The 20,835-nt window shown below is 46.1% G+C and carries 18 protein-coding genes; 10 read left to right on the plus strand and 8 right to left on the minus strand.

Features of this window, described 5'->3' with window-relative positions:
• Positions 1-88 precede the first annotated feature (88 nt).
• Positions 89-1,155 (minus strand): ISKra4 family transposase gene (locus ON05_RS27460; protein WP_085945178.1). Its coding sequence is split into 2 segments (ribosomal slippage): positions 89-999 and positions 999-1,155, totalling 1,068 coding nucleotides; the frame shifts between segments, so codons are not numbered across the junction.
• A 530-nt stretch (positions 1,156-1,685) separates the two neighbouring features.
• On the opposite strand from ON05_RS27460, the gene ON05_RS27465 reads away from it, so the two are divergent.
• Both ON05_RS27465 and ON05_RS27470 read left to right on the plus strand, forming a co-directional pair.
• Complete coding sequence (locus ON05_RS27465) at positions 1,686-2,348, plus strand: cofactor assembly of complex C subunit B (RefSeq protein ID WP_010470588.1); 663 nt, start codon at positions 1,686-1,688, stop codon at positions 2,346-2,348.
• Complete coding sequence (locus ON05_RS27470) at positions 2,348-2,899, plus strand: DUF456 family protein (RefSeq protein ID WP_010470587.1); 552 nt, start codon at positions 2,348-2,350, stop codon at positions 2,897-2,899. Before ON05_RS27465 ends, ON05_RS27470 begins: the two co-directional genes overlap by 1 nt.
• 264 nt (positions 2,900-3,163) lie before the next feature.
• Here ON05_RS27470 and ON05_RS27475 read toward each other — a convergent pair whose 3' ends face one another.
• On the minus strand, positions 3,164-7,465 hold the full coding sequence (locus ON05_RS27475; RefSeq protein WP_262562397.1) for a Calx-beta domain-containing protein: 4,302 nt from the start codon (positions 7,463-7,465) through the stop codon (positions 3,164-3,166).
• A 904-nt stretch (positions 7,466-8,369) separates the two neighbouring features.
• On the opposite strand from ON05_RS27475, the gene ON05_RS27480 reads away from it, so the two are divergent.
• The gene (locus tag ON05_RS27480) at positions 8,370-9,110 is read left to right on the plus strand and encodes a MerR family transcriptional regulator (protein WP_010475968.1); all 741 of its coding nucleotides are present in this window, start codon (positions 8,370-8,372) and stop codon (positions 9,108-9,110) included.
• Between the two features lie 287 nt (positions 9,111-9,397).
• Here ON05_RS27480 and ON05_RS27485 read toward each other — a convergent pair whose 3' ends face one another.
• The 4 genes from ON05_RS27485 to ON05_RS27500 form a co-directional block, all read right to left on the minus strand.
• On the minus strand, positions 9,398-9,907 hold the full coding sequence (locus tag ON05_RS27485) for a GNAT family N-acetyltransferase (RefSeq protein WP_010475967.1): 510 nt from the start codon (positions 9,905-9,907) through the stop codon (positions 9,398-9,400).
• Positions 9,908-9,991: 84 nt separating this feature from the next.
• Positions 9,992-10,666 (minus strand): class I SAM-dependent methyltransferase, encoded by a 675-nt coding sequence (locus tag ON05_RS27490; RefSeq protein WP_010475966.1) that lies wholly within the window; start codon positions 10,664-10,666, stop codon positions 9,992-9,994.
• Positions 10,667-10,841: 175 nt separating this feature from the next.
• A complete protein-coding gene (locus ON05_RS27495) occupies positions 10,842-11,453 on the minus strand; it encodes a GNAT family N-acetyltransferase (RefSeq protein ID WP_010475964.1) in 612 nt (203 codons plus the stop codon).
• 114 nt (positions 11,454-11,567) lie between these two features.
• On the minus strand, positions 11,568-12,458 hold the full coding sequence (locus ON05_RS27500) for a tetratricopeptide repeat protein (protein WP_010475962.1): 891 nt from the start codon (positions 12,456-12,458) through the stop codon (positions 11,568-11,570).
• A gap of 223 nt (positions 12,459-12,681) precedes the next feature.
• Between ON05_RS27500 and ON05_RS27505 the strand changes: the two genes are divergently transcribed.
• The 5 genes from ON05_RS27505 to ON05_RS27525 all read left to right on the plus strand — a co-directional run bounded on the left by ON05_RS27505 (position 12,682) and on the right by ON05_RS27525 (position 17,139).
• Positions 12,682-12,858, plus strand: a complete 177-nt coding sequence (locus ON05_RS27505; RefSeq protein ID WP_010475961.1) for a hypothetical protein — start codon at positions 12,682-12,684, stop codon at positions 12,856-12,858.
• Positions 12,859-12,874: 16 nt separating this feature from the next.
• Positions 12,875-13,945, plus strand: coding sequence for a tRNA 2-selenouridine(34) synthase MnmH (gene mnmH, locus ON05_RS27510; RefSeq protein WP_010475958.1), 1,071 nt, complete (start codon positions 12,875-12,877; stop codon positions 13,943-13,945).
• Positions 13,946-14,107: 162 nt separating this feature from the next.
• Positions 14,108-15,358, plus strand: a complete 1,251-nt coding sequence (locus tag ON05_RS27515) for a filamentous hemagglutinin N-terminal domain-containing protein (RefSeq protein WP_010475957.1) — start codon at positions 14,108-14,110, stop codon at positions 15,356-15,358.
• Positions 15,359-15,760: 402 nt separating this feature from the next.
• The gene (locus ON05_RS27520) at positions 15,761-16,447 is read left to right on the plus strand and encodes a hypothetical protein (RefSeq protein ID WP_010475956.1); all 687 of its coding nucleotides are present in this window, start codon (positions 15,761-15,763) and stop codon (positions 16,445-16,447) included.
• 2 nt (positions 16,448-16,449) lie between these two features.
• Positions 16,450-17,139, plus strand: a complete 690-nt coding sequence (locus ON05_RS27525; protein ID WP_262562400.1) for a hypothetical protein — start codon at positions 16,450-16,452, stop codon at positions 17,137-17,139.
• Between the two features lie 20 nt (positions 17,140-17,159).
• On the opposite strand, the gene ON05_RS27530 is transcribed toward ON05_RS27525, so the two are convergent.
• Both ON05_RS27530 and ON05_RS27535 read right to left on the minus strand, forming a co-directional pair.
• Positions 17,160-17,624 carry a hypothetical protein gene (locus tag ON05_RS27530; RefSeq protein ID WP_039780875.1) on the minus strand — a complete coding sequence of 155 codons (465 nt, stop codon included), beginning with the start codon at positions 17,622-17,624 and terminating at the stop codon, positions 17,160-17,162.
• Positions 17,625-17,676: 52 nt separating this feature from the next.
• A complete protein-coding gene (locus tag ON05_RS27535) occupies positions 17,677-19,689 on the minus strand; it encodes a serine/threonine-protein kinase (protein WP_010475950.1) in 2,013 nt (670 codons plus the stop codon).
• 269 nt (positions 19,690-19,958) lie between these two features.
• Between ON05_RS27535 and ON05_RS27540 the strand changes: the two genes are divergently transcribed.
• Together ON05_RS27540 and ON05_RS27545 are read left to right on the plus strand one after the other, a co-directional pair.
• Positions 19,959-20,528, plus strand: a complete 570-nt coding sequence (locus tag ON05_RS27540) for a glycosyltransferase family 2 protein (RefSeq protein ID WP_255345101.1) — start codon at positions 19,959-19,961, stop codon at positions 20,526-20,528.
• A gap of 111 nt (positions 20,529-20,639) precedes the next feature.
• Positions 20,640-20,768, plus strand: a complete 129-nt coding sequence (locus ON05_RS27545) for a hypothetical protein (RefSeq protein WP_255345100.1) — start codon at positions 20,640-20,642, stop codon at positions 20,766-20,768.
• Positions 20,769-20,835 lie beyond the last annotated feature (67 nt).

Genomic DNA, 20,835 nt, shown 5'->3' on the forward strand with positions numbered 1-20,835 from the left:
TTGCGTCGGAAGCATTATAGCTAGATCCTGCTAACAGACCAGTGCCATGATTCTATTCGATTATTACCCTGGACCAAACGGGAGCATGTCACCTTTGCATTCCAATTAAGCCATTGAGGTAAGCACACCGATGTGCCAGCACTTGCGGGACATTACTTTCATTCCACTGCGCCCCTGAAATTTTGACTCTGCGACTAATCTGCTTGATAGCAGATTCAACAGCCCCAGACCCAATAGAGCAGATTTGCTCACTCTGGTAATAGTCATAATTGACGATCCGATGCCGATGTTTGCGAACATAGTTGCAAAAGACTTGGGCCTGCTTTTTCTTCAATGACTCAAATAGAGCCAAGGTTTCATCAACCTTCCCCTGCCATAAGAGCTGCTCAGCCTGGTGCAGACGTTTGAGGGACCCACCGACCTTATGAAGATTTTCCACCAGATGGTACCAGTCCAGAATCTCTCGCCGTTGCTCAGGTATGCTCAGCTGACGAATGATATTCCAAATGCCATCATGACCATCCCCTAAACAAGTCAGTGGAGAGGCTAACGGTTGCTGGTGAGTCCAGTCAATGAGCCGGGCATTATTGTGATAATCCGCGATGAGTCCCACATGCGTTGCCAGGGTTTTATAGTCTTTCCACTGACAAGGGTGTCCTAAAGGGGTGCGGATGCGCACTTTGCCACCATCTACACTCACTTCGGTTAAAGCTTCATGAGCCTGGGGGGTAGGAAACCGTTGTTGATGCACCAATCGCTGCTGGGTTTTGGCTGGTACCTGAATCCCAGTTAAATAAGCCACATCTTTAGCAGTTTGAGCATAGGAGACATTGGCACTGATGCGCAAGCAACAATTCTCTAAATGAGGACTGATTTGACGATAGGGGGAAACGGCTAGATGCTGTGCCTGTTGAGTTGTAATGCTTAGAACGCCCAAGGTGCTTTTCAGGCGTCGGTTGCGGCCTGCTGCTGTGCCAGTAGCTGTGCGGATAAAAAATGACCGAGTTCGGGACTGACATGGGTCTGAATTTGCTGACGCACCGTCATCTCAATACCTTCTAGCGTCTTCAGGTTCTCTGGATCGCTTTCTTCGTACAGTAATTGGGCTATCGCATCAAGATGGACTTTGAGTTGAGCTGCTTTTTCGGAGTTCATTGATGAAGACTTCTGGGCAACACTTGTATCCTGAACGATTTCAAAACAATCTGCAAAGGTGACATGCTCCCGGACCAAACAGCCCATATTCTAGCTTGATAAAATTGAATTTGAACACAAAATAGCCAAAGACTTCTCAAAAACTTTTCAACAGGAAATCTTTCTCTTGCTAGCTTCAAAATAAACTATATTTCATCATATTTAAATAAGCTAGATTAACTCCCACAAAAACCTTGAGTATAAACATTAATCATCCTTCAATTTGTATCAAAAAAGTTAAAAAATCCAAACACTCATCCATAGATGCTTGATAACCCCACTCACACATGACTTCCCATTCCTCTCTCTTAGTCAATCATGCCTTCGCTAGTTCTATCCATACAGCCGGAAGAGAATATCAAATGCCCAGACTCCACACAGGTCTCTACAGGCAAAAGTAGTACTTCACCTACAAGTCAGTTTTTAAGCCACAACACACTTTCCCCAACGGATTACTATGAAGATAGTCCTGCAGTATCCACCTAACAGGGATGACCAAGTCTGATCCCAATCGCATATTACGTTTACTGCCCTTTGCAGTCGGGGGGTTAGGCGGCACCCTACTCATGCTGAACCGCTTACTCACCCCAAATTTAACGACCTCCCAAGCTCGTTCTGATGCAGTCGGCGTCATTATCAGTGCTGTACTGATATTGACAGGGTTACTCTGGCAACGAGTCCAACCACGTTCGCCTGAAGCGGTCGAACTTATCGGAGAACAGGGCTTTGAACTCGCACCTCACTTACCAGAATCCATTCAAACGGAGTTGGCTTGGGCCTCTCACATTTTGCTCACCAATACCGTTACCAAATCTGTGGTGATTTGGTATCGCGATCAGGTATTGCTCCGACGAGGGGTCTTAGGACCGACCTCAACCGTAAAACCTGGTGCCATTGTTGAGCGGGTCTTGAACACCGGAAAAGCAGTCTATTTAGTCGCCCTAAAACTTTATCCAGGCAGGGTTGAGTTCGATTATCTACCTGAAAATACTCAGGGTGTAATCTGCCAGCCCATTGGTCAGGAAGGCGTTCTTATTCTAGGTGCCAATGTCCCTCGCAGCTACACCAATCAGGACGAAGTATGGGTGAGTGCGATCGCAGATAAATTAGACAATACCCTCAGCCAACAAGAATCAACCCCCATTTCTGGATAATGTCTGTGGACTTTTTAAGCACTCTTCAAGACCAGCAAATCATTCTGTACTGGTTCCTCATCGCCGTCATGATCGTCGGCGTTATCGGCTCCGTTGTCCCCGCTTTACCGGGCTCTAGCCTTGTACTAATTGCCATCTTGCTCTGGGGCTTAGTGGTCGGCTTCGGCAAAATTGGCGTGGCCTTGGGGGTCGCCATAGCAGTACTCGTCATCAGCACAGCCGTAGATTTTCTAGCCACTTTTTGGGGAGCGAAAAAAGCCGGGGTCAGCCGTTGGGGGCAAATTGGTGCAATGGTCGGATTAGTTGCAGTTCTATTTGGCCTTTTACCCCCTGCACTAGTCGTTGGCGGTCCCATTATTGGTCTCCTGATTGGCCCATTTCTGGGTGCATTTATCGGAGAGTTTTTGTATCGGCGCAACCTAAAGCAGGCATTAAAAGCTGCGGTAGCAGTCGTTGCTAGCTCCTTGATCGGTAATTTAATTCAGGGAGTATTAGCGTTAGGGGCCGTGATTGTCTTTCTCATCACAACTTGGTCGAGTGTAATGGGTTGACAAGGCGACTCGGGCAAGCCCAACTGTTCCATCATTTTGCAAAATAGGTTAATTACACGACCCACATTGAGCGGAGATCGCCTACTGCAATTAGTGGACGCTAATCGATGCAGATTCATAGGTCTGCACGGAAATCTAGAGAGTTTTACAAGGCCCACCCATAAAACCTACAGTCTTTTAGGTCTCAGAATTTCGGGTTCTAACGAGATCTTGGAATTCTGAGACCATTTCAGCTCATGACTCTAAGGTAAACGCGTTTGACTCTCAAACTTGATCAGGATTTTCAATCACCATAAATATATGGTCATTGAGTAAGTCTGCACCTACACCTGCAAAGAAAGCCAGATGATCGCCTGTACTTGCAACGCTTACCGCTGAGCTGTGTCCTACAGAGGTAACCCTAAGGTCGTCAAATGAGAGATGCCCGGCCATCAAGATCACTTTATCAACAGCTACATCAAAATCAAGAATATAATCTCTCTCTTCACCCGGTTCAAGGACAAAAGTATCTGATCCTGCGCCACCAACCAGCAGATCTTTACCGTTTCCACCTCTCAATCGATCATGACCATCACCGCCAAACAGATAATCACGACCATGGCCTCCTAGCAACTCATCATCACCCGATCCTCCCTTGAGAGTATCCTTGCCAGCATTACCCTGAATATGATCATTACCACCCCGTCCAAATAGATGATCGTCACCGCCAAGGCCTCTAATGGTGTCCTGTCCATCCATACCGACAAGTTTGTCATGGCCATGAGTCCCATGCAGCACTTTGCCCGAGCTAGTATTTTCTTCGCCATCTCCTGAATCATTCTCATTTCTCTCCTCTCCCTCATCATCCGAATCATTATCTTCATTCGAGAAATCATCGTTCAAGATAGTGGTGGTGGCAGAGTCGGTGCTAATAGTTGCGATGCCGGGGGCAGTTCCATTCGAAAGGGACACCACAATGGTTTCATCAGGCTCTATATGCGTGTCGCCTAATACATCAAGGGTGATGGTTTTGCTAGTTTCATCGACACCAAAATTGATAGTCCCAGTTAAACCAGATGCGCCACTGGTACCGCCAATATTGTTGAAATCTTCCGTATTGGTTGCAGTACCTCCAAACGTAAAGTCAACACTGCTAGCATTTTGAGTAGAGCCAGTTCGAGTGACTGTGAAAGTGACCTGTTGGGTTCCACTATCTCCCTCAGTCAGCGCGACTGCACTGGTCACTATGGCGTAGTCAATATCAGCTGGGGGTGGAGGCGGAGGTGGAGCAACATCATCATTCAAGATGGTTGTAGTCGCAGAGTCCGTGCTGATAGTCGCAGTACCAGGAGCAGTCCCATTGGCAAGGGACACCACAATAGTCTCATCTGGCTCAATATCACTATCACCTAGAACATCAAGGGTAATCGTTTTGCTAGTTTCATCTACTCCAAAATTGATCGTTCCAGTTAAACCAGCAGCACCACTGGTACCCCCAATATTGTTAAAGTCTTCCGTATTAGTAGCTGTACCACCAAACGCAAAGTCAACACTGCTGGCATCTTGAGTGGCCCCTGTTCGAGTCACTGTAAATGTGACTTGCTGTGCTCCACTATCTCCCTCCGTGACAGTTACTGCACTCGTAGCAATGACGTAATCAATATCAGCAGGTGGAGGTGGTGCAGCATCATCGTTCAAGATGGTTGTGGTCGCAGAGTTAGTGCTGATAGTTGCGGTGCCAGGAGCAGTTCCATTAGCAAGGGACACAACAATGGTCTCATCTAACTCGATATCAGTGTCACCCAAGACATCCAACGTGATGGTTTTACTGGTTTCATCTGCTGCAAAATTGATCGTTCCAGTTAAACCAGCAGCACCACTGGTGCCACCAATATTATTGAAATCTTCAGTATTAGTTGCAGTACCATCAAAACTGAAATCGATGCTGCTGGCAACTTGAGTAGCCCCTGTTCGAGTGACTGTGAAAGTGACTTGTTGGGTTCCGCTATCTCCCTCAGTCAACGTGACTGGATTTGTTGCTATGGCGTAGTCAATATCAGCTGGGGGTGGGGGTGGGGGCGGCGGTGGAGCAACATCATCGTTCAAGATAGTTGTGGTCGCAGAGTTAGTGCTGATAGTTGCTGTACCAGGAGCAGTCCCATTGGCAAGGGAAACAACGATAGTCTCATCTAGTTCGATATCAGTGTCACCCAAGACATCCAACGTGATGGTTTTACTGGTTTCATCTGCTGCAAAATTGATAGTTCCAGTTAAACCAGCAGCACCACTAGTGCCGCCAATATTGTTGAAATCTTCCGTATTGGTTGCAGTGCCATCAAAACTGAAATCGATGCTGCTAGCAACTTGAGTTGCTCCTGTCCGAGTAACCGTAAAGGTAACTTGTTGGGTTCCACTATCTCCCTCAGTCAACGTGACTGGATTTGTTGCTATGGCGTAGTCAATATCAGCTGGGGGTGGGGGCGGCGGTGGAGCAACATCATCGTTCAAGATAGTTGTGGTCGCAGAGTTAGTGCTGATAGTTGCTGTACCAGGAGAAGTAGCATTAGCAAGAGACACAACGATGGTTTCATCGGGTTCAATATTGGTGTCGCCCAGAACATCAAGGGTAATCGTCTTACTGGTTTCACCAACACCAAAATTAATAGTGCCCGTTAATCCCGAAGCACCACTGGTGCCACCAATATTAGTGAAATCTTCAGTATTCGTTGCTGTGCCACCAATCGTAAAGTCAATGCTTGTAGCAGCTTGAGCAGCAGCCACTTGAGAGAACGCACTGCTAGTAGATTGAATCGTACCGGTTCCTGTTTGAATAACTGCAGCGCTAGCAACCTGAGTGATCTCTGTTCGAGTGACGGTGAAGGTGACTTGCTGGGCTCCACTATCCCCCTCAGTGAGCGTTACGGCACTCGTCGCTATAGCGTAATCAATATCAGCAGTTGGAGGGGGCGCAGTGTCATCATCAGTAATGATCAAGGTACTACTGGCATTGGAAAATCCAGTAGCCGATGCACTAATCATGACGAGTTGATTACCATCAACCACAACATCATCCACTCCATTGACGGTAAATTCAACTGAATCTTGGCCATCTAGAATGGTGACTTGAGCTGGTACTGTAGCTTCAGTAATATCATCGCTCATTAGATCAACCGTTAAATCGCCAATCGTTGAATTCCGAGTCAATGTTGCTGTCGCTGTACCACCATTTTCTGAAATGCTATTGGGACTAATACTTAAACTCAGAGAAGGAGAAGAAGCTCCATTAAAATTCAAAATATAGTTTCCAGTTGTATCACCTACACCATCCACAAGCAGTGTGTAGGTTCCGGAATTCTGAATTTGAAAGTTTTCTATTGACACATCTCGAGTGTTCAGTGGAGAGCTTTGCTCGTCTAGAACTGTCACACCATTCGAATCCAATAATCGAATCCGGACGCGACCTCCAGTCAAATTATCAACAAAGGCTCCTATCAGGTCACCGGTCTGAGCGGTAAAGGTATAGGCTTCCCCATCTCCTGCAAAGTCAAGAGAAGAGGCGACAACTTGGTTATCCGCAATGGTCTGAGAGTTTTCGGTAAAGTTGGTCAGGCCTACTGTGTAGTTTCCCGTTGTGTCTCCTACCCCATCGACCAATAGGGTGTACTGGCCTGTCGCTGCAATGGCAAATGGTAGAGAGGTTAATCCAACACCAACATCCCGAGTGTTCAAAGGCGAACTTTGCTCTTCTAAAACTGTCACACCATTCGAATCCAGCAATCGAATCCGGACTCGACCTCCGGTCAAATTATCGACAAAGGCTTCTATCAGGTCACCGGCTTGAGCAGTAAAGGTATAGGCTTCCCCGTCTCCTGCAAAGTCAAGAGAAGAGGCGACAACTTGGTTATCCGCAATGGTCTGAGAGTTTTCGGTAAAGTTGGTCAGGCCTACTGTGTAGTTTCCCGTTGTGTCTCCGACTCCATCGACCAATAGGGTGTACTGGCCTGTCGCTGCAATGGCAAATGGTAGAGAGGTTAATCCAACACCAACATCTCGTGTGTTCAAAGGCGAACTTTGCTCTTCTAAAACTGTCACACCATTCAAATCCAGCAATCGAATCCGGACTCGACCTCCTGTCAAATTATCGACAAAGGCTTCTATCAGGTCACCGGCTTGAGCGGTAAAGGTATAGGCTTCCCCATCTCCTGCAAAGTCAAGAGAAGAGGCGACAACTTGGTTATCTGCAATGGTCTGAGAGTTTTCGGTAAAGTTGGTCAGGCCTACTGTGTAGTTTCCTGTTGTGTTTCCTACTCCAGCTACTACCAGCGTATACTGATCTGTTGCGGGAATGTTAAATGGTAGAGAGGTTAATCCAACACCAACATCCCGAGTGTTCAAAGGCGAGCTTTGTTCTTCTAAAACAGTTACACCATCTGAATCTAACAACTGAATTCTGACTCGGCCTCCGGTCAAATTATCAACAAAGGCTTTAATCAAGTCTCCTGCTTGAGCAGTGAAGGTATAACTTTGAGTCTCTCCTATAGAGGTAATACTCGCAGCAAGACTTTGGTCATCATTAATAGGAGGCATTTTTCTACCTAAGATAAGTTTTTATTGGTTGCAAACCCTCAGATATAAATGAGCTGAAATTCATCTATATCCAGCATTCAAAGTCCACATACCATTAGACTTTTAAGATCTAGAATCAGCATGTGATGATCGCTGCTCAATGATTATCTGAGATACTCAACTGAGTAGCAGCGCTAAGGTAAAATTTGGTCTTGAATAGCTATGAGATGGGATCAACCTAGGATCAAGAAGCGCATCTTGATATTTAGATATAAGAACTATCTATCTTTCGACAGGTGGCTGATTACGCTTCTAAGATTGAGCACTAAGAACGACATCTCAAGCTTATATATTGGCCTAGATAGCTACTCTAGAAACATATTAGAAATGTTGAAAAACTATTTTCATAAAATACTTTATTTGAGGCATTAAATATTTTAAATTTCTAAAATATATTTTCTCATAAAACTTCGGAAAAAGAATTTAATAGCAACTTGATTACAATAAGAAATCTACAGCTCAATCTCATTCATTTGTCAAAACTTTAATGAAACTTTTTTTATATTAATCAACAAAAAATAGAAAAAAGAAAAGAGACAGAAAGTCAATAATAGACTTACAAATATCTCATCTCCCTAGATTTTTGAGGGAATTTGTATTACATATACAGAACAACAGAGGCTTCAGATATCTTGGAAGGAATAAGCTACCTATCAAAATCTATGGATATCTCTGCTGATTAGACAGGAAAAAGCTGCTTTGTCGTTTGCGATCGCAACTCATCCATCCAAGCTTCCCAGCGCCACCTCACATTTTTCCGTTTTTCCCCTTGACTCTCACCCTACGTGAGGTTTCTATCATGGAACCATTCACACATGAGGATTGCTTCCCAATGCCGGAGAGAAACATCAGCCAACGGGTTTCTATGAAAGTGGGCGAATTAGCTCAACAAACTGGCGTCTCCGTGCGTACATTGCACCACTACGACGAGATCGGTTTACTCTCGCCCTCTCGACGCACCGAAGCAGGATATCGACTCTATGGCGATGATGACATTATTCGCTTGCAGCAAATTGTCTCATTACGTCAACTTGGTTTTTCCCTAGCGCAGATCCAAGACTGCTTGAATCAGAATGAGTTTTCTCCCCATAACGTGGTGCAACTGCATCTATCCAAACTCAAAGAGCACATTGAGCTACAGCAGCAGCTATATGCACGGCTAGAAATCATCGCTTCTCAGCTGCAGTCTACAGAAGCAACCTCAATCCAGGACTTCCTTCAATTAATAGAGGTCACAACCATGATCGAGAAACACTACACTCCAGAACAGCAAGCGCAACTTCGGGATAGACGGGAAACCCTAGGTGAAGAGCACATCCATCAGGTCGAGGCAGAATGGCAAACGCTCATTGACCAAGCCCGGACTGAAATGGCAAAAGGCACGAATCCAGCTAGTGAAGCCATGCAAGTCATTGCCCAAAAATGGCAATCACTGATCCAACAGTTCACCGGGGGCGATTCAAGAGTTGCCTCATCTTTACAGTCGATGTATCAACAAGAGGGGGCAGAGGTAGCTAGTAGAGGCATGGTGGATGCTGAGCTGATGGAATTTATGGGGAAAGCGATGGCAGCCACCAAAGGCTCGAATGATATTGGCCAGGTTTAATCGACGGGGAGTATTGCCGTTGCCAGAATAGGATATCGCTGGATGAGAGAGGTTCACCGAGCGATATCCATATCACAGAAACCTTATGCCATCAGATTGTTTTCAAGTCCTTTCAGGAGAATTTGGGAGCTGCCACCGTCAATAGATCAAGGTAGATCACTTAGGGAGCATGTCACCTTTGCAGATGCACAAAATTTAGAATTAAAAATTTGATGTCTGAAAGCAAGGCTAGCAAGGATTTCTGAGATGAGTATAAATACTAGCTTGCAAAGGTGACATGCTCCCGATCACTTAAATCCACTGTCCTGACCTAAGCTCATACGAGTGCCGATCGCTTCAAAACCTTGCGATTGATAGAACTTCAAGGCTGATGAGTTGGAAGTGTACATATCAAACCAAATCCATTTCAGGTTTTCGATCTCTTGAGCAAACTGTTTCATTGTGGAAATCAGTTGACTACCGACTCCCTTCCTACGAAATTCCTTCACTACATAGATTTGGTGTAAGTAGAGATTTTTTCTGGCATAAGAAAAGATCGTTTCTGCCCGTTCACAAAATTCAAAGTGGATATACCCCACTAGCTGGTCATCAGCCACTGCAACATAGATGAATTCTTGCTCAGCCTCTATTTTCTCTTCTAAATATTCCCTAGCATGATCCACCAGTAGGGGACGATGGATATCTGGGTGTGATTGCACCGCTATTTGGCTGAGATGAGTCATCAAATTGGCGACAGCACTAATATCAGCCCTCTCTATTTTTCGGATAATGGGGCCACCTACCACTGTATTCTCCATGGTCTACTCAACTATTTTGTTTATGCTCTATGGTATTTCCAACTTGAGAGATGGCAACCCCTCTCGATTGCCAATCCTCAAAATCTATCCTTCATTTGCAGCTGTTTGCTCTGCGGGAAGTCGGCGAGATACAACGGCAAAAAAGGGATCGCTTCCTCCTAACCCCATCCAGGATAAGAGGGTCGATTGAGGCGTTTGATTCGATACCACCTGGGGTTCACTCAGGCCTTCGACAGAACCCATATAGGATCGCACCAGCTGGACCCGCTGAGCATCCGTTCCGTCTCGCCAAGCTTGGATCGCTTTTTGATAAAACATACGGTTGGAGAAGCTGACAATCACTACACCACCGGGCTTCAGCACTCGATGGATTTCGCTAAAAATGGCTTCAGGATATTGCAAATACTGGACAGAAACGGCGATCAATACCGCATCAAAGGTCTGATCGGCTTGAGGAAGCTGCAGCTCTTGATTGAGATTTTGGACAAAACATTCATCAAAGCGAGGATTCTTGGCCAGCTCTTCAGCATTTAGACCATGGCCCACCACCTGATCAAACTTGATATCCTCGGGCAGGTGAGACACCCAGCTACTCATCAAATCTAAGATGGTAAATCCTGGCTGAAGATGCTGCCGATACAGATCCGTGAGTTGTTGAATAAACCCATCATCAACATGGGTGACAAAGCGCGGATAATCATAGAAAAACTGATCATCACCATTGTCTAGCTTGGTTCGTTGATGGGGTTGCAACAACATAATCAGGTAAAAATACACTCCAGAGATAGGCCCCAGTCTTCATCACAAAGACTCAGGTAAAGCCCAAGGCTTACCTCAAAGTGTAAAAGAATATGATTCACAGGTGTGTTGCCCTCTATTGGTTAGGCGAGAACACCCCGACAAAGATAAGGAATCAAGCTCTAGCAGCAATAAACTAGAGACGCTTACAGAGCAGTAGTCGTTTGGGGGAAGCAAACAGAATATTGGGCCAAGTCGGTGGGCTGTCTACGAGTTGATATCCCGCTTTCGCATAGAGCCGACGAGCCGGGGTATTATCATCCATCACATGGAGATAAAGTCGGTGATGTCCCCACTGACGAACCATTTCTTCACAGGCAAATAAAAGCTGCTTGCCCACTCCCTGACAACGACATTGAGGTGCCACTGCCAGATTGGAGATATAGGGCACAGACGGAGCAAAGGGCATCCAAGGCGACAAGGATTTTAGAGACACCTCAACGGTACCCACCAGTTCCGACTCTACGGACGACTCCCGAGCAATTTGAGCACCAATCAAGCTCGTAAACGGCATCAGGCGGACGCTGTAGCGGGACTGCAGATCGTGAAAGATACCCATTTGCATAATGGGGTTAAACCAGGACTGCCAGCCTTCCTCGGGATAGAAACACCGACAGAGAAGGGCCGCCACCTCAGGCAAATCTTTTGGTTTTAAAGTGCGCAGTCGAAATGAGGCATCCACTCGACTGATATATCGAGCACCGTCAATGGCGGAGTCTTTGGAACGAAAAATACCTAAATCTGCCACGAATTTCTATAGAAACTGCACGAAACAATCTGAGTCTTAAAGCAGGAATGCCAGCCATTATAAGGTGATCTCTCTAGGGAAAGCCTTACAATTTCTTTACGGAGTGTCCAAGCCTTAGGGAGAGGTGCTTGCAGACGTTCCGTCATCGGTTTCAACGTCTAGCTCACTTAATGCAGCCTGAATTTCAGGGGTCGCAAACACCACTTTCGTGTCTGCAATCAATTTTTCGCCCCAGAGGTTCTCTTCGAGGAAGGCTACCTTGCCATAGCGTCCATCCAATTTCAGGGCAGACATGGCTAAAGCCAGTCCTTCTTCTTTATCGCCTTCGACATAAGTCGCAACGGCAAGGGCAAGCTTTGGTTCACCAGATTTCTGATCAATCTCAATCGCCGCTTTCCACTGCTTAATAGCTCGGCTGACCTCACCCTTTTCGTATTGGACTAAGCCAATATTATTGATGGCAGGCCAGAATTTTTCGTTTTGATCTAAGGATTTCTCATACTGCTTGATGGCATCTTTCAATTTACCCATCTTGTAAAAGGTATTGCCTAAATCAAACAGGGCTTCTGGAACGTCCGGCTTAATTTTGAGGCCCATGGTCAACAGTTGGGCCGCCTGTTCATATTTCTCTTGGCCAAAGTAGGCAGCACCTAGACTGAAATGAACCCCTGCATTTTTGGCATTTAAGGTTCTGGATTTTTCTAGCGCGGAAATCCCTTGATCGACTTCTTTTTGGCTGAGATATAACCCTCCCAACAAGGCCCAGGCATCTGCAGACTTGGGAGCGAGTTGGGTTGCCAATTTGACGCGAGCTAGGGCAGGTTCAATTTGCTGAAATTGGCTCAGGTAAACCGCTTCTTTGAATAAGACCAGCCCCGTCTTCTCGAGTTCTTTGGAATCGAGTTTAAGGGTCCGAGGCACAACTGCCTGTCCTAAGGCAGGTTGGGCAACAGCACCAAGGCCTACGGCTAGGAAAAGCGAAAGTAGAGTTGAACGTTGAAGCACAGCAGATGCCCAAATATAACGTATTCATAAGTTAGCTTAGCTCAGATTTTCAGCTCTTGACTGAAACCGTTACAGACTATTGATTGTGAAAAGGGAATCAGCCATTGCATAGGTCCCTTCCTATTCCAGATTCTTCACCCCAACAATTGACGTTTACCGTTATGATTCGGTTGTTAGAATTATTAAGTCTTGTACACATTCAATTGGCAACGAGGGTACCTTGGTGGATAGTCAAACGATGCGCGATCGCATTGCCTTATTGGAATCAAAACGTGGGTTATTGGTGCAGTTACTCGATCAACCCGATTTAGGCACCCTCCGCATTGACGTCAACCAGGCCCTAGAGGAAATGGATGACCTGATTGATGAATTCAGAAAAACCTTTCCTGCTAATGCCTAGAGACTGCTAGACCTGGATGCCCCTCACCCCCAATATCACAGCCGATATTTGCCCACAACTGTATAGCGAAATTATCGATGTACGATCCCCCGCTGAATATGCGGAAGATCACCTCCCCGGTGCCATCAATTTGCCCGTCCTCTCGGATCAGGAACGGGCTGAGGTAGGGACGCTATATAAGCAAGTATCGGCATTTGTGGCCCGCAAGAAGGGGGCGGCACTGGTCTCTAAAAATCTCTCCTATCATCTCAATCACCACTTTGCAGATCACCCCAAGGGGTATCACCCGTTAATTTACTGCTGGCGTGGGGGGCAGCGATCCCAAAGTATGGCCCTGGTACTCACTCAGGTGGGATGGCGTACAACCCTTTTGAAAGGGGGATATAAGACCTATCGCACCTATGTCCGAGAACAGCTAGAACAGGTGCCGTATCACTTTTCGTATCGCGTATTGTGCGGACTCACGGGCACTGCCAAAACGGAGATTTTGCAGCGTTTGGCTCAAGCTCAGGTGCAGGTCCTAGATTTAGAAGGATTGGCTAACCATCGAGGTTCTCTATTAGGAGCGGCAGCAACCTCTGCCCAACCCTCCCAAAAGCAATTTGAATCGGATTTACTATCGGCCCTCCAAACCTTCGATACCGCTCACCCAGTTTGGATCGAGGCAGAAAGCAATAAAATCGGTGAGCGCTTTGTCCCCAAAGCCCTCTGGGACCAAATGCAATCTGCTCCTTGCGTCGAAGTCCAAGCCCCCATAAGTAGTCGAGTGGACTGGTTGGTAACCCACTATGAGCATTTCACCCATAATTCCGCTTTACTCAAAGACAAGCTGAATTTACTGCGACGCAGTTACAGCAAAGCCCAACTGCAGCACTGGTATAACCTCATCGACGAGCAACAGTGGCCAGCATTCGTCCAGTCCCTGTTGGAAGAGCATTATGATCCAGCCTATCGCCGGTCCATGAAGCGCCAATATACCCATATTCAGCAGCAACATCAGCTCCCTGATTTGTCAGCTACCAGTTTGAAACAGTTGGCAAGCAAACTGGCTACAGTCAACATAAATATTGATAGTTCTCTTCAATGAGAAGGTTAAAATCAACTCTTTCTATACTGAAACGAATAAAAATATCAATTAACGTAAATATCTAGGCAATAGATCATTATTCCCCTGAAATATTTATTGGAGTGTTCGCAGCAAAGTATCTGTAGCTGCAGATTTCCCTGATGACTGATTCAGTGAGCGAAAATGATCAAGCCGATCTTTTGGACATATGCTGTAGCGGGTTGGAGTCTCTTTCTCTGCCCAGCGTTTTCTCAAGTCACACCTGACCAAACTTTAGGGAATGAGAACTCAATCATTGAACAACAAATCCAAAGAAAATTAATTAAAGGAGGAGCAGTTAGGGGAAGTACTTTATTTCATAGTCTCAAGGAACTTAGTATTCAAAAAGGACAGCAAGTTTATTTCGCCAACCCCAGCGACATCAGCATTATTTTGGCTCGGGTAACTGGAGGGAATCAATCTAATATCAATGGCACTTTGGGAGTGCTCGGTAATGCTGACTTATTCCTAATGAATCCATCAGGCATCACTTTCGGTCCAGATGCGACCATGAACCTAAATGGATCGTTTATTGCAACTACAGGAAGTAGCTTTATCTTTGAGAATGGTCAGATCTTTAGCGCTACTAACCCTCAAATAGCACCTAGTTTAAGGATAAGCGTCCCGGTTGGCATTCAATTTGACGGTACTTCAGGGCAAATAGAGGTTAATGGGAACTCAAAATTAATTTCTAATCCTAAATCCAGCAGAACATTTGCCTTAGTAGGTGATGGAATAAATACCAATAATACATCTATAATTCAGAACAAAGGGAATATCTTTTTTATAAGTATTAGTACTGGGATAGCACAAATTAGCCAGCAACAGGATCGCTACAAGTTACTTTCACATAATTTTGATGGATTGTCAGATATTAAAATCCAAAATTCTGTTTTATTTGTGCAAGATGAGGTACTCTTTATTGACCAGGCCTCTGATAATTCCTCACTAAATGGAGTCTTTTTTCAGTCAAAATCTTTATTTATTTCAAGTTTCATCCTATTCACTTCATTCGGTGAAGGTGTGGACATTCCAGAAATAGTAAAAAAGCCACAAAAAATACAAAAGAGTTGTCGCCCAGGTCAAGCTATAGGCAACAGCTCTTTTGTCCACATTGGTCGGGGAGGAGTGCCATTAGGCCCAAATCACTTACAAACACCCCCAGCAATTTGGCAAGATTTGCGTTCCTCTCAACTCCCTCAACAAAACTTGTACTCTCAACAGGTTGAACATTCCAGAGAAACAAGCCCTAATAAGGTTTATACAAAAGTTTCTCAATCCAATATTACAGAAGCAAAGGGTTGGACTCGTGACGATCAGAATCGAATTGTACTGACTGCACAAACCTCAAAGCTTATGGCTTATGATTCCAGGCGGCCTACAGTTAACTGTTAAATATAACCAGCCCTCAAACTTAGGATTGAGGATTGAGGTACTTCGTGCTCCACAGCCTACAGGTATGTGAATCTTTGTCCATGAATGAAGTGGAAAATTAGCTTTGTGATCTCAATCATCTGCTCTTGATGATTGAGATCAACGGTCCCTAGTAACGCACATCCTAGGATTGGACTAACACATTGCGAACTTCATATCCCAATCTAGAGTGCCATAGGGAATAGAAGTTTTAAGGCTGGGGGAGTGCCAATCATGGCAGAACATTTGGAATCTTCCAGGATTGGCTCAACGCTTAATCACGCAAGGGATTAAATCAAACCGATCCATCTGGTTGATGCTCGTCTCGATTCCGAGAACCATCTACCCAATCCCAGGTTTTTATCCAGATTATTTGAATCCATCATGAATTATTCTGCGACCTTTCTCAGTTTGCTGAAAGACCGTCAATCCTTCCTGCAAGAAATTCACGATCGCAAACGGTTACACAGTAAAATTTCGGCCTTATTGCTCTGTAGTTTTTGCTGCTTTGCCATCTACGGCGGCATTGTCGGTTCCTTTCATAGCCCCATGCAGGCGTTGTCGTCGGCGGTCAAGTTGCCCGCCCTTTATCTGATTACCCTAGTGGTTTGTTTGCCCGCCCTCTATATATTTAACGCCCTCTTCGGTTCCCAGAAAACCCTGGCTCAGCATTTTACCTATGTCCTGAGTGCTGCTTCTGTAATCTCTATTCTGCTCTGCGGGTTTGCTCCCGTTACGCTCTTCTTTGTTATTACCATTTCCCCCATCAAAGACTATGCCTTCTACCAGCTTCTGAATGTGGTGATTTTTGCCCTCACAGGAGTGTTTGGGGTGACCTTCCTCTATCAGGCCATGCGGCCAGCCGATGAAGATAGCGCCAACTATAAGCTCCGACTGACGATCTTGAGATTGTGGTTAGGACTCTATGGCGTCGTGGGTAGCCAGTTGGGATGGATTTTGCGACCCTTCTTCGGTTCTCCTGGCCAGTTCGAATGGTTTCGAGCCAGAGAAGGCAATTTTCTGACCGGAGTTTGGAATGCCTTGGCGAATCTTCTGGGCAGTGCCGGATAGGGATGATGACCCCAGCATTGGAAGATTTACGCATCTCTACCCTTGAAATTGAACGGCTCAGTGGCCTGGAAGTCAGCGATCATCTTCTCAATGGCTTTCTAATTGGCACCTATCGGTTACCTTTGCATGCCCCTGGACGTCTCTTAGTGGTCGCCACAACGGAACCCTTAGTTCTGGGACTCTTGCTGATGTTTGCGACCCCCATCGGCCTAGGACTGGCTCGTGGTTCAACGTCTGATCTGATGGTCTTGGGATGGATTGGTGCGATCGCACTAGGTCTCTGGATCGTCCGTCAATTCAGAATGTGGCTCAAAGCCCGACATCTGCGGAGCTTGATGCGGCTGCTCGATGAAGTGGACCATTATCATCAAGTTCTGCAAGCAGTCGATTTATTCGAGCAATTAGGCGGTGCCGAGCAAACCCAAACCACAATTGTCGAAGCCCTCAATAAGGCCCGAGAAAGTTTAATTGCGGGTCTCATGACGGAGAAAATTCTACGGCAGAATCGGGGCCTGCTGTCTCGTCGCCAAGCTTTATTGGACAATATCGAGCAAAATCTGATTACCTTGCAGGCGATAGAACTCCAGCATCAGGCCCAAACCTACAGCGATATTTTGAATCAGGCCGTCGATATCAGTATCCGGGTGCAAGATGAGGTCAGCCAGCTATCCCATCTAGAATCAAGCCGTTGACCCGCTAGGTGGTCAGAGTCTTAGTTCGCTGACGATTGCAGCCATTGATCTAAGCGGGGAAATTCATCCTCAATGGTCAGCTTGCTTCGTTTACTCGTAGGGGATTCATCTGTGGAGAATAATCCATACTCAAGACCAGCCATCAGCAAATGTCGAAAGCTGCTCTTATCTGCTGGATTCATATCCTTGAGCAAGCTGAGCACTTGCTCTTCCCCCAGTTGATACGTCACTTTAGCCAAGACTTCACCATGCCAATAACAGAAGGATGCGCCTCCACAGTCAAACTTGATCAGGGTCTGAAAGGCCTGGGAATCGCCATCGATAGATTGTTGAATCAAGTTTTTATAGGCGTTCTGTTCTTGGCCATCAAAAAAGTTAAATAGCTCTTGCCGAATAGGGATTTCTGAAACTTTCGGGGGACTGCTGGCGAGCCACATACTGGCCACTAACACTCCCAATGCATTCAGAACTTGTCCAAAAAACACAGTATAGACCTCTTGCTTCAAGGACCGTTATAGCAATGGAACCTCAAAAGGGCTACTGTAATTTCCTCAGTAAATCGCGGGTGATTCGATACCGTTTAGTATCGCCTTGTTGCTGAAATAAGTCCTCTGCAATTTTCAGATCCTCAACTGCACCGGCAATATCATTCAGCTTACTTTTGGCACTACCCCGGTTGTAGTAGCTATCGGCAGGACTATCGCTATTGCCCCAACCCGAATTAATCGTTAAGGCCTGAGTATAGTCTTCAATAGCAGCTTTATACCGTTTAAGAGCATGATTAGCCTTGCCACGGGCGCTGTAAGCAAAGGAACTTTGAGGATCTAAGCGGATGGTTTCACTGCAGTCTTTGATCGCTCCTTCTGCATCCTTTAACTTCAGTTTGGACTCGCCCCGATTGCAATAGGCAAACGAATTCTGGGGATTAAGACGAATGGCTTCAGTGAAATCTTTAATGGCTTGACGGCTTTCGCCCAACTTATAGCGCGCCACCCCTCGATTGTTGAACGCACTATCATTTCCGGGATTGAGGCGAAGGGTTTCAGAATAGTCTTCAATGGCTCCGGCATAATTCGTTAGGGCAGCTTTGGCAACACCCCGCTGTAAATAAGCTGGCTCATATTGAGGATTGAGGCGAATAGCTTGGCTAAAGTCTTCAATTGCTGCTCGATGTTCCTTCAGGGCAGATTTGACATTGCCGCGATTGTAAAAAGCCAAGGCAAACCGAGGATCGGACTGAATCGCTTGATTATAGTCTTGGATAGCCCCCTCAAAGTCTTTACGAGCAAATTTGACATTGCCCCGACCATTGAAAGCATAAACATAGTCCGGGTCGTGCTTTAAGGCCTCGTCATAATCTATCAGGGCCTCTGGATATTCTTCTAAAGCGTACCTGGCATTCCCTCGCCCCAAATAGGCTTGGGCACTGTCTGGACTCAGACGAATCGCTTCGGAATAATCTGCGATCGCATCCTCATAATCCCGCCGATTATACTTGGCATCTCCCCGGCGAATAAAAGCTGTGGCGCTTTCTCCTGAGGTTTCAGAGGACGACATGCGCGTGGCAATCATATAGGTGATACCAGACAAACCGCCAAGGGTTAGGAATGCGATCGCAGTTCCGATCCAAATCTTCCGGGAGGCCCCCATCTGACTGAGCCAAGAAGACGGGCTTGGAGGCTTGTGGGTTAAGTCAGCCAAAACCTGCTGAGCTGACTGATACCGTTGTGCTGGATCAGGCGAAAGCAATTGGGTCAAAATCCCTTTTAGTTCAGGGCTAGCTCGATCCACATGAGACTGCCAATGCTGGATCCAGGACTGGCCTTGGGTTTGTGCTAGCTCTGAAGGGGAAATACCGCTCAGGAGGTGAAAGCAAGTAGCCCCTAGTCCAAACAAATCACTGACAGGGCTGGCCTGTCCTTGCAGCTGTTCAGGAGGCCGATAGCCCAGGGAGCGGCTGCTAGTAGGCCGTTGCAAGGTTTGATTTTCATTGAGGAACTGAGCAATGCCAAAGTCAATCAGAATGTAGTGCCCTTGAGAGTCTTGGAGAATATTCTCTGGCTTCAGGTCTCTATGCACGACTCCCTGGTTATGCACCACCTGCAACACGGGCAATATATCCAAGAGAAAATTGCGAACTTGAGTTTCGCTAAAGGTCCCTTGCTGGAGCTGATCGAGTAGGGTTTTCCCTTCAATCAACTGGTGTACCAGATAGAGATACTCTCCCTCCTGGAAATAGGCCAATAAATCTGGGAGTTGAGAATGATGGCCCAAGGTTTGGAGCTGTTTGGCTTCCTCTCGAAAAAGCTGAACGGCATTGGGACTAGCCCCAAATGTTTTCAGGGCTAACTGCTTAACAATGCATGGGGTATTGAGCTGATCAACATCCTCTGCCAGGTAAGTCTTTCCCCAACGTCCAGCTCCAAGGGGTTTGATGATCTTGTAGTGTTTGTGGAGAAATGGGACGAGGGCCGTGCCACATTGCTGACAGAACTTGTGGGTGTCAGGGTTAAGGGGTTTAGGGCACTCAGGATTCAGACAACATGTCATAAAGCTGCAATCTTCCGGGCTTCACGAGCCATAAGCTGTTGTCAAAAGCATATTTAGTATGCGACAAAGACCTGGCTGAGAGCAAACTCAATTCTCTAAGAAGTGAAAAATCTCAACTCTCTCTTCAGGCTTGTTGAAAAGGCTCAGTGCAGGGAGCAGCCAAACTCAGGGTATGAAGACAAATCCCCGACAATAAATTGTTGCGATAGCATCAGAAGACAACAACTGCTCCAAGGATCAAAGGAGAGAAACCATTTACACTAACCATCATTACCGCCACCCATAACCGAGCAAATATCCTCCGGTATAACGCTTTGGCCAGTCTGCTCCAGCAATCTAGGCTGGACTTTGAATGGATTGTCATCAACGATGGCAGAGATAAAGCCACCCAACACCTGATTCAATCCACCCCGTTCCCTTTTCCTCACCAATACCTAGAAATCGATCATCCCGTAGAAGAGTTTGGTCTGTGTATCGCTCGTAACCTAGGGATTAAAGCTGCCTCTAGCAACTATGTCTGCTACCTCGACGATGACAATAGCTTTCGTCCGGCTTTTGTGGGAACCATCCTTGATTGGATTGAGCAGTATCCCCATAGTCGATTTATCTTGCCTCAGCAATGGCGTCGCAGAGATGTGATTCAGGAAGGGAAAATGATCAAGCAGGGCAAACTCTTTATATCTCCCAGTGCTGACACAACCCTTGATGATTTGGTCTGTCAGCAAGCCCTCTTTGACAGCAACGGCTTTGTCCATCGTCGACTCAATTCACTGGGCTGGAATCCTCAGTACAGAGTTTTCTGCGATTATGAATTCTTTCTTCAGTGTTTAAGTCAATGAAATCCTACTCCAGGAGAAGACTTCCTGTTTAAATCTGAAGTTCTCATCAACTACATCCAAACCACAAATGGCATCATCGGACAATCAGGCTACAGGGACTGGGCCAGGGAGTTGCAACAGCTCTATGAAAACCGATTAGCTTATCCAGAGTTAAGCCAAGAGTGGGCAGACTGGATGCCCCAAGCCATCGAAAAATATCAGCAGAAATCTCAGGTGCCTATTCCAGCTTTTGAACTGTAATCGTCATGTTGAGCCAAAAGCAAATGGTAGCCAGCCTCAAGCTCCAAGCTAGACCAAACAAATTGAT

This window comes from Acaryochloris sp. CCMEE 5410 (genome assembly GCF_000238775.2).
Taxonomy (GTDB): Bacteria; Cyanobacteriota; Cyanobacteriia; order Thermosynechococcales; family Thermosynechococcaceae; genus Acaryochloris.

Coding starts and splice junctions, on each gene's coding strand:
- ON05_RS27465 (WP_010470588.1), top strand. CDS start 1,686: ATGACCAAGTCTGATCCCAATCGCATATTACGTTTACTGCCCTTTGCA.
- ON05_RS27470 (WP_010470587.1), top strand. CDS start 2,348: ATGTCTGTGGACTTTTTAAGCACTCTTCAAGACCAGCAAATCATTCTG.
- ON05_RS27475 (WP_262562397.1), bottom strand. CDS start 7,465: ATGCCTCCTATTAATGATGACCAAAGTCTTGCTGCGAGTATTACCTCT.
- ON05_RS27480 (WP_010475968.1), top strand. CDS start 8,370: ATGAAAGTGGGCGAATTAGCTCAACAAACTGGCGTCTCCGTGCGTACA.
- ON05_RS27485 (WP_010475967.1), bottom strand. CDS start 9,907: ATGGAGAATACAGTGGTAGGTGGCCCCATTATCCGAAAAATAGAGAGG.
- ON05_RS27490 (WP_010475966.1), bottom strand. CDS start 10,666: ATGTTGTTGCAACCCCATCAACGAACCAAGCTAGACAATGGTGATGAT.
- mnmH (WP_010475958.1), top strand. CDS start 12,875: ATGCCCCTCACCCCCAATATCACAGCCGATATTTGCCCACAACTGTAT.
- ON05_RS27515 (WP_010475957.1), top strand. CDS start 14,108: ATGATCAAGCCGATCTTTTGGACATATGCTGTAGCGGGTTGGAGTCTC.
- ON05_RS27520 (WP_010475956.1), top strand. CDS start 15,761: ATGAATTATTCTGCGACCTTTCTCAGTTTGCTGAAAGACCGTCAATCC.
- ON05_RS27525 (WP_262562400.1), top strand. CDS start 16,450: ATGATGACCCCAGCATTGGAAGATTTACGCATCTCTACCCTTGAAATT.
- ON05_RS27535 (WP_010475950.1), bottom strand. CDS start 19,689: ATGACATGTTGTCTGAATCCTGAGTGCCCTAAACCCCTTAACCCTGAC.